We start from the raw sequence: 11,272 nt of genomic DNA on the forward strand, positions 1-11,272 counted from the left end.
TGAACGAATTCGGGCTTGACCATCAGATGCTTTCTTCTGTCCTATGCCGCACGAGATAACGAGGAGAAGCTTTATGAACACGCCTTTGCGGTGGGGAATCCTTGCAACCGGATGGATCGCGGAGCTTTTTGTGACCGACCTGCAGGCAGCCGGGCTGATGGTCTCGGCCGTCGGCTCGAGATCCGAGGAGAAGGCAGCCGCATTCGCCAGGCGCTTCCAGATCCCCAATGCCCACGGAAGCTACGAGGATCTCGTCGCCGATCCAGAGGTCGATATCATCTACGTCGCAACACCGCATCCGCAGCATGTCGACACCGCGCTGCTCGCCCTCGAAGCCGGCAAACACGTGCTTGTCGAGAAGCCTTTCACCCTGAATGCCAAGGAAGCACGGGAGATCGTCGAGAAGGCACGCGTAAAGAAGCTCGTCGTACTCGAGGCGATGTGGACACGCTTCCTGCCGCACATGAAGCGCATCCACGAGATCATCGATGCAGGGACGATCGGAGAGCTGCGATCAGTTTCGGCCGAACACCTCCAGTTCCTGCCTACCGACCCCAATCATCGGCTCAACGCCCTCGAACTCGGCGGGGGTGCGCTTCTCGATCTCGGGATCTATCCGATCTCGTTCGTCATCGACATCCTGGGTGAGCCGACGTCGGTTTCCGCCACGGCACGCTTCAAGGACACGGGAGTTGATGCCGAGGTCGCAACCCTGATGCAGCACAAGGGCGGAACAATCTCGACAACCGTCTCCGCACTGGATCTGGCTGGCCCGAACCTCGCTTATGTCTACGGTTCAAAGGGCCATATCGAGATTGCTTCGACCTGGTACATCCCGACTTCGTTCAAGGTGATGGATCACTCCGGAAGCATCCTCGAGGAGTTCGCAGTCGAAGTGCCGTCACGTGGCATGCAATTCCAAGCGTTCGAAATGGAGCGGCTCGCCAGGGAAGGCACGGAGTCCACGCTCATCTCTCCAGACGACACCGTCTCGATCATGGTCGTCCTCGACACTATACGGTCACAGATTGGACTGTCGTATCCGGGTGAGCGCAAGGATTGAGACCTAGGGCAACGAGCAGACAGCAAGTGCCGAAGAGGCTGAGATGAGATCGGTCCTCGGTATCGACGCGGCCTGGACGGAGCGCGAGCCCAGCGGCGTCGCCCTGATCGCCACCCTTGGCTCCGGCTGGCGGTTGGTACAAGTCGCAGCCTCCTACGATGCATTCATGCGGCCTGCTTCGGTAGCGGATCCTGTCTCGCGACATCGAGGTTCGATACCCGAAGCGGTGGCACTTCTTGGGACCGCCAGGGAAAGGATTGGCGCCCCAGTAGATATCGTCGCCATCGACATGCCGCTCTCCATGAGGCCAATCGTCAGCCGAAGGCCGTCAGACAATCAGATTTCGACTGCATACGGCGCCCGGCACGCCAGCACTCATACGCCAAGTGTGACGCGTCCGGGCAGGCTGAGTGACGATCTCCGGCTAGATTTTCATGCCGCCGGGTATTCGCTCGCAGTCGCCGAACCCAAGGGCCGGGCGCTCATCGAGGTCTATCCGCATCCCGCCCTCATCGAACTCGCGGCCGCCGAACGCAGGCTGCCGTACAAGATGTCGAAAATTCGGAAATACTGGCCAGAGGTCGGCCCCGGCGCCCGGCGAGAAAACCTGATCGAGACATGGCGTCAGATTATCGGGCTCCTGGATGCCAGGGTCCACGGCGTCGCGGATGCGCTCCCGCTACCTCCTGTCACCGCTCGGGGATATGAGATGAAGGCTTTCGAGGACGCGCTCGATGCGGTCGTGTGCGCTTGGGTTGGCGCCTGCGTCATGGATGGAAAGGCGGTGGCGTATGGGGACGACGTGTCCGCTATCTGGGTGCCAGAGATCCGGTAGCTGGAGGGTGCGCTGCGGCCTAAGCCGACCAAGGCTGCATTCAAATATGATCGGTCTCTCGGCATTGCAGGCCATATGTGATCGCTTTAGCAAGAGGACGATTGCCATGACCGGAAACGAGTTCATCTCATTCAAGAAGAACATCGAATTCATCGACCTCATGTTTCGTATGTCGTGTGCATCGGCACGCCTGGCGTTCGGTGCCGGGCGCGAGATGCTGCCGCTGAACGACGAGGGTGGCGCAGTCGACAATGACATCGAGGAAGGTCGCACCAAGCTTCGGGCCGCCATCCGCTCTCAAATCAAGGAATTCGAGGGGCTTTTGAAGCTCGTCGGCGAATGACGGGACGGCTTTCAGTAGGTGATCTGGGAAACATGCGCGGTCAACCTGCGTTTTTCGCACGGTTGTAGGATAGCGCTCCCTGCGTTCGTCCTATGGCGAGCGCAGGAGGAATAGATGCCAGAGTACACGCACAACATCGAAGAGGAAGCCATCACCGCCATGCTCATGATGCGGGCGAAGGCGATCGGCGAGAAGAACGCCAAGGACGCGGCGTCATTCGACGCCGAAGACTCCGTGGAATTCTCGCTCGCGCCGCCACTGGTGTATTACGGCAAGGATGAAGCCGGACTACAGGCCTGGTTCGACACCTGGGACGGCCCGATCGGCGGAGATGTCCAGGACGTCAAGCTAACGATCGGCGCGGACGTGGCCTTCTGGAGCGGTCTGGTCAACATGACAGGCACGAAGACGGATGGCACGGAGGTCGACCTTTGGTTCCGCCAGACTTTGGGTCTCGTAAGAAGGGATGGGCGGTGGCTCGTCGCTCACCAACATGCTTCCGTTCCATTCGCGATGGATGGCAGCGGGAAGGCGTTGCTCGATCTAAAGCCATAGGAGCCAGATCGTCTGCGAAGGTTGAGCCCGCTCCGGATTTTGGGTTCTTGTGCGGCCTCCTGGGCCAAATCTATCAAGGCTGGTCCATCGCAACCTCGAAGCCGACCCCGCCGATCATCGACATGTTGCCGCAGATGATACGCAACGGCGACAGAAACCGATATCATGCCGTCATTCGAGCGAGAGAGACTCACGCAACCCGAGTGAGCAGTCATAACATTTATATGGAGTTTAAGGATAGGTTCACTTTTGAGCCTGCCTCACCCATCGAAATGGTTCCGGACGAAGTTGACACCGCCTTTCTCGGGGAGATGTGTTGCACTTACAAATTTCGGTTGTTTGTTGCTTTTTCAAATTGGCGATTCGCAACACTGCCAACAAGCTGTTGCTAGTGGCAAAACTAATGGCTGTTGCTTTTAAAGGTATTAAGTGCCTGCCCGACGATAGCGTAGGCCGTAATCATAAATTGGACTAGGCCTGATTTAGAGTGCCGAAGTCGGCCGTAACAACTCAGGCTTTATGAGCCGACTCCCGAGAGCCGCGAAGAGGATTGGCGTAAAACTGAGCACGACGGCGTACACTAGGAGGCCCCTGCCATTGATCACCCCGATCTTCAGAAGCCCATAGCCGACGCCGAGGAAGATATGGGTGAGAATTCCAGCGCCAAACGCCATGCCCACTACCTTGCCGTTGAGCTTACCGCGAAGCCCACAGGCGTAGATCACCCAGATGGACAAAGGAACAAACAGGAAGGCGCCGCTCAATAGGCCGGTGTTGTAATCTCGTAAAACGACGCTCCCGACTACGTGCCCGACTCCGTTGAGGAGTATCAATCCCCAGAAGCTGAGGCCGATAGCGGCGTTGCGCCTGCCTAGATATGCAGCGAGCGGCGCTCCCACCCACATCAGGCCGATGTTTACAACCGGGTAGAAAGAAAACGGGATAGGACAGTCCGGATAAGGCGGGAAGCCCATATTCTTGCAGACCATCATTTGGATTGAGTAATCGAATCCCAGCACCGGCAGGCTGTATTCCTCGAACTGATGCAACCAGTAAACCGGCGCTGCGAGCCACCCCAGCCACACCGGATCACGCCAGCGCGATACGCCGGTATTACCTCGGAACGTATCGGTCACCAGCATGATAGCGGTCATCACGATAGCCCCGCCAAGTCCTACGAACGGCCACCCAATGTCGAACCAATTCATTTGCATGGAACATAGGTTATCCGCTTCCTCCCGATAAAGGAAGTTGAGTTAGTGCACTGACCAAAGGCACTACGGGCGCTGGCAGAGCGATAATGTTTGCCTGATCGTCCACTTTTTTGGCCGCTACGGAACAAATGCGACCGTCGGTCGGAACGCTGGTCCTTTGCTTCGTGGTCAGTCATCTGCGCATACTAGCAGTAACGCCGACATTAGCAGGTTGCGTCGATACCCTCATTCCAGAATCAAGCAGTGCTCACGATCCAACGACTTCGGAGACAAGGAGATAATCTCGTTGATGAGGTCGATGTCGCCGACGAGAACGACGGTCTCTATGCCGCGAGTTATCGCGGTGTAGAGCATGGTCCGGTCCAGCAGCTTCGACCGGACGACGGGGATGATGACCCGTTTGAATGCCGACCCTTGCGCCTTGTGTACGCTGATCGCCCAGCCATGGGTGAGCTTCTCAAGGTCGGCCGTGGTGATCACGTCTTCAGCGAGGGGCCTTCGAGTAATCGTTCTTCAGCCACATGACCTTCGAGCCGACACTCAGGCCCCAATCCTCGATCTCGGGCTGCTTGCCCATGTATTCGACCTCGATGGCGCGGTTCAGCTCCTTCGATCCGGCGGGGCCATTCTTTACCTGCGTCAGTATCTGGACGTCCATCTCGTGCAGGGCGGCCGTCTTGCCGTAGGCTGGCACCCGCCCGCACATGGCTCGGAAGGCCGCAATCGTTTTTCCGGCCACGTCGTTTTTCGACGCCGGGAAGAGATAGACGCCAGGTGTCAATGCAACATTCGGATCGAAGCGCCTGGGGCCAACTGCCTTGCCAACGCGGACAGCCGATGCGACGGCCGGGATGCCGGTGGCGTCGTCCTGTCGGTGAACGATATCCAAGGTGACCGACGGGATGCCTTTCGCCTTGACCATGGTGTGGAAGGGCAGGCCGGGTCCGATAGGCGGGAGCTGACCGGGATCGCCGATGAAGATCAGGTTTACCTCGACAGGTACCTGAGGGAGCACTGCATCGAGGACTCGTCGAAGATGACGGTTCCTGCCTGAATGCGGCGGCCCGCATCCTCGATGTCGTGCACCAAGCGCGAGAGGGTGCTTGCCGGGCGTCCTGTCGCTTCGCTAATGCGTCTGACGGCGCGGCCCGCCAGAGCGACCTGCAGGTGCTCGTTGCCATAGCGCTGGGAAGCCGGAAGGCCGTCACGAATGGCCTCTGGCCATGGCATCGATGACGAGCTTGCCGTCAAATCCCGGAACTTCGCGACCAATGTGCTCGTCGATCTGTCGGGCGACCTCTTCCTCCATGAACCGGGAGGCTCTCGACTGAAGAAAATCGGGTGAAGGCGACACCACGCGACCGCTGGTCAGGGCGAGATCAATGGCACTCGTCGCATCGCCAGTCCAAGTTGCGAGCAGGCGTTTCACGAGCGGCCTCAGGACCAGGGAAGGGGAGGCCATGTTCCCTGCCCGGAAGCGGATGGCCAAGGCCTCCTCGACGGCGGCCGTCAGCCGCCTCGGATCGTCCGGGGCGACGCCCAGCCGAAGCGCTCTCGCGTCGACGTCCTTCCACGGCTCTAGCAGTGTCATTGTAAACGGATCGGCCTTGATACGGTCGATGGCTCCGAGACCCCAGACACGGGCGGCGACCCCCGCTACACGGGGTGAGACACCGTAGCGATCCAGCCAGCGGAATATTTCGACCTCCTCGGCGAGCATGCCAAACCCGTCGACGATACCGATAGCTCTATCTGCGCCGACGACGTCTGCGAGTGCCTTCAGGTCACGATCCCTGATGATGTCGAAGATGGTCTCGCCGAAGCGGTCCCAGACCTTCTCGGCCGTCGCCCAGCCAATACCCACGAACCGCTTGTCGGTGGCGAGGTGGCGGATGATCGCCCGCCCTTTGGTGACGAGGGGCAGGGCCACCTCGGCATGGAGCTGCGGACCGTATTCTGGATGGAGTTGGATCGAGCCTGTGACACGCCACGTCTCGCCAACGGCCGGATCGCGCGGCGACCTCTTCGAGAGAACGAGTGCGCGGCGAAGCTGCTCGGTGTCATCGCGGCCGATAATGACATGGTCGCCGAACCGGCTGGCGTGAACAGACGTAATGGACAGCTCCCAGGAAAACTGCTCAGAACGCTCACCAAGGACCAGCAGCGTCTGCCCCTCTGCGCCACCTCGTCGTTGATTGGCCCCTGCCATGGGCTCCGGCTCTCCGTTCACTGCGGCCACCCACGACGTGCCGTCGCGGGTCCCTGTGCCTCGTTCACTACGATCCAGTTCCCACGGCCTGTCGGGGCCACGACGGCGCGGCTCCGAGGACCAGACTTCAAACGCCCAATCATGGAAGCCTCCCAGTCTCGGCGATCACCGCGCTCAATCGCTTCATGCGGTCCAGGTCGCGGCGCAACGAGGCGTTCTCCGCCTTCAGCCGAAGGTTCTCTTCTTCCAGAGCCATCTGGTTTCCATCGACCTTGGCCTTCTGCTCGCGGTCCACTTCCGCCTGTTCGAGCCGTGTCAGGTTGGCCTTGCGATCACGGTCGTCGGCGACGCGCCCAGGATTTCGGCGCAGCGAGGATTGGTGCGGAAGACCTGACGGTCGAAGCCGCAGGCACTTGGCAATGGCGCATGTTAGTTCCATAAGATAGATTACACGATCTTTTGTTGTAGCGGCTATTTAGTAATGCGACAGTTGGGCCAGTTAGAGATGCGACAGTCTCGCCTCTCGACGCACTGGTCAAAACCAACGTTGGGAGCAAGGATGACGATCTTCAGCCTGGTCGAGATCACGAGCGGTCGGAGTCGTCATGTCCTTTATGATCACCATGTCGCAAAAAGAGTTGCATCGCCTCGAACTCATCCAGAAGATCCGTGACGAGCGCCTGACCGTCGTACAGGCAGCCGAACGGCTCGACCTCAGTCGAAGTCAGGTCCATCGGCTGCTGCGCAGGTCGCCGGTTTGAGAGCTGGGCCGCGTTCGAAGCGCATCTGGATCGTTGGATACGTGAGGTCGCCGATCAGCGCGACCACGGCACGACTGGTGAACCTCCAATTGCACGCTTCGCTGGTGAGACCGATGCCCTTCGGCCGCTGGCAGGTCGCGCACCATTTGGGCAGCTACGTGATCTCGTGCGGAAGGTGCAGGCGGATTGCGCCATTGATCTCGATACGAACAGCTATTCCGTACCCTGGCGTCTCATCGGCGAGAGCGTTCAGGTTGTTGTGTTGGCGGGGCGCGTCATCGTTCGCCACGCTGGCCATGTCGTTGCCGATCATCCTCTCTGCCAAGGAAGGCGACAGCGGATAATAGACCGAGCGCACTTTGTCGGCGTTGCGGGTGTCGAAGGATTGGTTCGTGCCGCTCCGGCAGAGATGGCACCAGCAACCCTGTTGCGACCACTTGCTGAATACGAAGCTGTGGTCGGAGGTGGTTGGTGATGACGACCGTGGATCATGATTTACTCATTGCGACACTCGATCGCGTGAAGCTAACGGCAATCCGAGACCAGCTTGACAGTCTGCTGGATGAGGCGGCCCGCTCAAAAATGACTCTGCGTGAGGCACTGGCGTTTTTGGTGTCGCGAGAGATCGCCCGTCGAGACGAGCGGCGTATCTCCATGTCGAGCAAACTGGCGCAATTCCCATTCGTGCGAGAACTCGACGCCTTTGACTTCGAGGCACAACCATCGCTGGATCGAGGACAGATCAGAGAGTTGGCGACCTGCCGCTGGATCGCTCACGGCGATACCGTCCTATTCCTGGGGCCGCCCGGAACAGGGAAAACTCATCTTGCCGTTAGCCTCGGTCGTGAGGCAATCCGTCAAAATTACAACGTCCAGTTCGTGACGGCTGCCACGCTTGTCGCAATGTTGGCCAAGGCCCACAACGACGGCACGCTAGACAGGCAGTTAACGATCCTGTCCCGACCGAAACTACTAATTGTCGACGAGCTGGGATATCTGCCTTTCGAAGCGAATGCAGCTCATTTGTTCTTCCAACTAGTCTCCAGGCGCTACGAAAGGGGCTCGATTCTGATCACTTCCAACCGCTCTGTAGGTGAATGGGGCAGCGTCTTCGGAGACCCCGTCGTCGCCACCGCCATTTTGGACCGTCTCCTTCATCACTCGGCGGTAATCACCATCCGAGGTGATAGCTACAGGCTTCGCGAAAAGCGCCGATCCGGCCTTCTGCAGAAGGCCGGATCGGCGCTCGAGACTAACGAAACGGCAAATCAATGAAGGGGGGTCAGTTCTGCGTTTCGCCTAAGGGGCGCATTGCCTCACGTTGATTGCTACCGATAAGGTCCCCATCCCGAGGGGATGAAGCACGTTGTTGTCATCCTGGTTCGGAGGACGGATGGCGAGGCGGGTTAGCATGGCGACACGGTCGGAATTGGTCGAAGCGATTGTCGAGCGATATCGATCGAGCTGCCGAGCCGACAAGCAAAGGATTCTTGACGAGTTCGTCGCAGTTACCGGCTATCACCGCAAGCATGCGATCCGGGTGCTCCGCCGTCGAGCGACCGGCCCGTCACCCACCAGACAATATCCCGTGCGTTATGGCGCCGATGTTCGGGAGGCACTGGTAGCATTGTGGGAAGCATCCGACCGCCTCTGCTCGAAACGCCTCAAGCCGCTGATCCCCATCTTGCTGCCGGCTCTTGAGCGGCATGGACGGTTGGATCTTGATGGCGAGCTTCGCGACAAGCTTCTGACAATCAGCGCAGCGACAATGGATCGCCTCCTGTCGGAAGTGCGTGCTGTGGCCCGGGGCGGGCAACGCCGCCGCGCCGGAATGAGTTCTGCGGTTCGGCGGTCGGTTCCTGTGCGTACGTTCGGGGACTGGAACGATCCGCCGCCAGGTTATGTCGAGGTCGACTTCGTGGCCCATTCCGGCACCTCTTCATCTGGCAGCTTCGTACAGACAATGGTGCTGACCGATATCGCCACCGGTTGGACCGAATGCGTGCCGGTGCGGACGCGAGAAAGCGGTCTTGTGATCGATGCTATCAAGCGGGCCAGGTCGTTGTTCCCCTTTCCGCTTCTAGGCGTTGACTTCGACAATGATAGCGCCTTCATGAACGAACTCGTCGTCTCCTGGTGCCGAAGTCAAGGGTTTGAAGTGACCCGTTCTCGTGCCTATCGGAAGAATGATCAGGCATGGGTCGAGCAGAAGAACGGCGCCATCGTTCGACGGCTGGTCGGCTATGGCAGGTTCGTGGGTGCCGAAGCCACGGCGGCACTTGTTCGCCTCTATGACTCGGTGCGGCTGCACGTCAATCTCTTTCAGCCTTCTTTCAAGCTGCGGGAGAAGACGCGCATCGGTGCGCGTGTGATCAAGCGGTATCATCCGCCCGCACCACCGGTCGAGCGCGTATTGGCCCATCCTGAGGTGGCGGAGGTCAACAAGGAAAGGCTAAACGCGATTCTAGCAACGGCGGACCCGGTGATGCTGTTCACCGGCATCCGAGCAGCACAGGAAGATCTGGGCAGGCGGGTCGATCGGCGCGGCCTCAATGTCAAACTTGAGGATCCTGTCGTCATCGATCTGCAGCGCTTTACCTCGAATCTAAAGACGGCTTGGCAAAGTGGTGAGACGCGACCGACGCATAAGAGACTCTATCGGCGGAAAAAGCCTTATCCGAAGAGGCCGAGCATGCTTGAGCCGTACGAGGCTCAGATTCGGGCATGGCTGGAGGCTGATCCGACGCTCTCAGCTTCCATTGTGCTAGAGCGGCTAATGAACATCGATCAGAAGCGGTTCACGAACAAAAACTTACGGACGGTGCAAATGGCGGTGAAAGCCTGGCGTAAGGCGATGATCGTTGAGATCATCAATGGCGACTGGATGGCGATCTCCCCACCTCTTCAGATCGTGCCCCCGGCACGTGGTTTAGGTGACGGCGGTGTCAACCGTGTGATGACCACCCGCAAAGCCGCTCGCTCGCTACAGCGCGATTGAGTACGCGCTCGCAAGCGACTTTGCTACCGTCAAGCTACACCCTTCGCTTGGACGCGATGCCTCTTCAAACCGCCACATCGTTTGGTAGCATTCCTCCGTGAGGCAATAGGAGGGGTCAATTCTTCACTTCGCTTGACAAGATCATCAGAGCGTTTTCTCCTTTACCGGCGCTCGCGCGTCAAAGCTTCACATTTGATCGCGGGACCGAGTTTGCCGGATTCAGGGCTTTGGAAGAAGGGATCGGTGCCAGCAGTTGGTTTTGCGACCCAAGTGCGCCTTGGCAAAAAGGGACCGTCGAGAACACCAACAAGCGCATTCGACGCTACCTGCCAGGTACCACGGATCTGGCAGCCGTGTCACAACACGACCTGACCCAACTCGCACGCCATCTCAACGACCAACCCCGCAAGTGCCTCGGCTACAAGACGCCAGCCGAGGTGTTCATGGCGCATTTGCAGGATGAGGCGTGATCCCCTACCCTGCAAAACAGGCATGATGCATAGGCTAGTTAGAGATGCGACAGTCGTCGCCTCTTGGGATGCTGGTCGAACGTCAGCATTGGGAAGCAAGATAAGCGACGTGCATCGTGGTCGAGGCCATCTGTGTTCGGAGTCGTCATGTCTTGTTTGATTGTTATGTCGCAGAAGGAATTGCATCGTCTTGAACATATTCGGCAGGTTCGCCAAGGCAGCCTGACGGTCACACGGGCGGCTGAGCTACTTGGGCTCAGTCGCAGCCAAGTCCATCGGCTGTTGCAGGCCTATGATCTGGACGGGATGGACGGTCTCGTGTCGAAGAAGCGCGGCCGTCCGAGCAACCGGCGCCACAGCGAGGATTTCCGCAATCTGGCTCTCGACCTGGTGCGTGAGCATTACGTGGATTTTGGCCCAACCTTGGCGGCCGAGAAGCTGGTTGAGCGCCATCGGGTTTCCGTCAGCAAAGAGACGTTGCGCCAATGGATGATGGAAGCCGGCATGTGGATATCACGCCGAGAGCGCAAGAAGCGGGTCTTTGGCGTGATTGCCTTGGTGAACTCGTTCAGATCGATGGATCGCATCACTGGTGGTTGTCTAATCGCATTCCATCCGTCAAGCTGATTTGAGCATTCGATGTCCTTGCCGGCTTGCGAGATAGGCAACACGGCTGAACTGATTAATTGGATCTGCCCTCTCCGGCCGTGTCCTTCAGAGCTATCCAGTGCTGGGAGCAGGGTTGTCTCCGCGGTCGACAAACGCCGCCGCACAATGGTCTTCGCAGGTGGAATCTTCCTAATGTTCGAGGCGCAGTCTCAACG

General features: G+C 58.9%; 12 protein-coding genes and 4 pseudogenes. 10 read left to right on the top strand and 6 right to left on the bottom strand.

Features of this window, described 5'->3' with window-relative positions:
- Positions 1 to 73 precede the first annotated feature (73 nt).
- The 4 genes from AC1D2R_RS23930 (at position 74) to AC1D2R_RS23945 (ending at position 2,796) form a co-directional block, all read left to right on the top strand.
- The gene (locus AC1D2R_RS23930) at positions 74 to 1,063 is read left to right on the top strand and encodes a Gfo/Idh/MocA family protein (protein ID WP_477971165.1); all 990 of its coding nucleotides are present in this window, start codon (positions 74 to 76) and stop codon (positions 1,061 to 1,063) included.
- A gap of 43 nt (positions 1,064 to 1,106) precedes the next feature.
- On the top strand, positions 1,107 to 1,898 hold the full coding sequence (locus AC1D2R_RS23935) for a DUF429 domain-containing protein (RefSeq protein WP_477971167.1): 792 nt from the start codon (positions 1,107 to 1,109) through the stop codon (positions 1,896 to 1,898).
- 106 nt (positions 1,899 to 2,004) lie between these two features.
- On the top strand, positions 2,005 to 2,241 hold the full coding sequence (locus AC1D2R_RS23940) for a hypothetical protein (RefSeq protein ID WP_477971168.1): 237 nt from the start codon (positions 2,005 to 2,007) through the stop codon (positions 2,239 to 2,241).
- A gap of 114 nt (positions 2,242 to 2,355) precedes the next feature.
- Positions 2,356 to 2,796 (top strand): YybH family protein, encoded by a 441-nt coding sequence (locus tag AC1D2R_RS23945; protein ID WP_477971170.1) that lies wholly within the window; start codon positions 2,356 to 2,358, stop codon positions 2,794 to 2,796.
- A gap of 482 nt (positions 2,797 to 3,278) precedes the next feature.
- Here the strand turns inward: AC1D2R_RS23945 and AC1D2R_RS23950 are convergent, their stop codons facing one another.
- The 6 genes from AC1D2R_RS23950 to AC1D2R_RS23975 form a co-directional block, all read right to left on the bottom strand.
- Positions 3,279 to 3,950: an HXXEE domain-containing protein gene (locus AC1D2R_RS23950; protein WP_477971172.1), complete on the bottom strand. Its 672-nt coding sequence runs from the start codon at positions 3,948 to 3,950 to the stop codon at positions 3,279 to 3,281.
- A gap of 285 nt (positions 3,951 to 4,235) precedes the next feature.
- On the bottom strand, positions 4,236 to 4,490 hold the full coding sequence (locus tag AC1D2R_RS23955; RefSeq protein ID WP_477971174.1) for an ATP-binding domain-containing protein: 255 nt from the start codon (positions 4,488 to 4,490) through the stop codon (positions 4,236 to 4,238).
- A 4-nt stretch (positions 4,491 to 4,494) separates the two neighbouring features.
- Positions 4,495 to 5,025, bottom strand: a complete 531-nt coding sequence (locus AC1D2R_RS23960) for an AAA family ATPase (RefSeq protein WP_477971176.1) — start codon at positions 5,023 to 5,025, stop codon at positions 4,495 to 4,497.
- Positions 4,998 to 5,240, bottom strand: coding sequence for an AAA family ATPase (locus AC1D2R_RS23965; protein WP_477971178.1), 243 nt, complete (start codon positions 5,238 to 5,240; stop codon positions 4,998 to 5,000). The genes AC1D2R_RS23960 and AC1D2R_RS23965 overlap by 28 nt, the downstream gene beginning before the upstream one ends.
- Entirely contained in the window at positions 5,215 to 6,219 is a 1,005-nt protein-coding gene (locus AC1D2R_RS23970) for a helix-hairpin-helix domain-containing protein (RefSeq protein WP_477971180.1), read from the bottom strand. Before AC1D2R_RS23970 ends, AC1D2R_RS23965 begins: the two co-directional genes overlap by 26 nt.
- Positions 6,220 to 6,358: 139 nt before the next feature.
- Positions 6,359 to 6,658 (bottom strand): hypothetical protein, encoded by a 300-nt coding sequence (locus AC1D2R_RS23975; protein WP_477971182.1) that lies wholly within the window; start codon positions 6,656 to 6,658, stop codon positions 6,359 to 6,361.
- A gap of 166 nt (positions 6,659 to 6,824) precedes the next feature.
- On the opposite strand from AC1D2R_RS23975, the pseudogene AC1D2R_RS23980 reads away from it, so the two are divergent.
- The 6 genes and pseudogenes from AC1D2R_RS23980 to AC1D2R_RS24005 form a co-directional block, all read left to right on the top strand.
- A pseudogene (locus AC1D2R_RS23980) lies at positions 6,825 to 6,965 on the top strand (helix-turn-helix domain-containing protein); the annotation flags it as partial.
- A pseudogene (locus tag AC1D2R_RS23985) lies at positions 6,964 to 7,455 on the top strand (Mu transposase domain-containing protein); the annotation flags it as partial. The pseudogenes AC1D2R_RS23980 and AC1D2R_RS23985, both read left to right, overlap by 2 nt.
- The gene (gene istB / locus AC1D2R_RS23990; RefSeq protein WP_477971183.1) at positions 7,455 to 8,255 is read left to right on the top strand and encodes an IS21-like element ISSme2 family helper ATPase IstB; all 801 of its coding nucleotides are present in this window, start codon (positions 7,455 to 7,457) and stop codon (positions 8,253 to 8,255) included. The pseudogene AC1D2R_RS23985 and the gene istB, both read left to right, overlap by 1 nt.
- 493 nt (positions 8,256 to 8,748) lie before the next feature.
- Entirely contained in the window at positions 8,749 to 9,978 is a 1,230-nt protein-coding gene (locus AC1D2R_RS23995; protein WP_477971185.1) for an integrase catalytic domain-containing protein, read from the top strand.
- Between the two features lie 131 nt (positions 9,979 to 10,109).
- A pseudogene (locus AC1D2R_RS24000) lies at positions 10,110 to 10,448 on the top strand (IS30 family transposase); the annotation flags it as partial.
- Positions 10,449 to 10,595: 147 nt separating this feature from the next.
- Positions 10,596 to 11,077 (top strand): annotated as a pseudogene (locus AC1D2R_RS24005) (helix-turn-helix domain-containing protein); the annotation flags it as partial.
- Positions 11,078 to 11,272: the final 195 nt, after the last annotated feature.

It is taken from the genome of Rhizobium sp. P1_C7 (assembly GCF_056406295.1).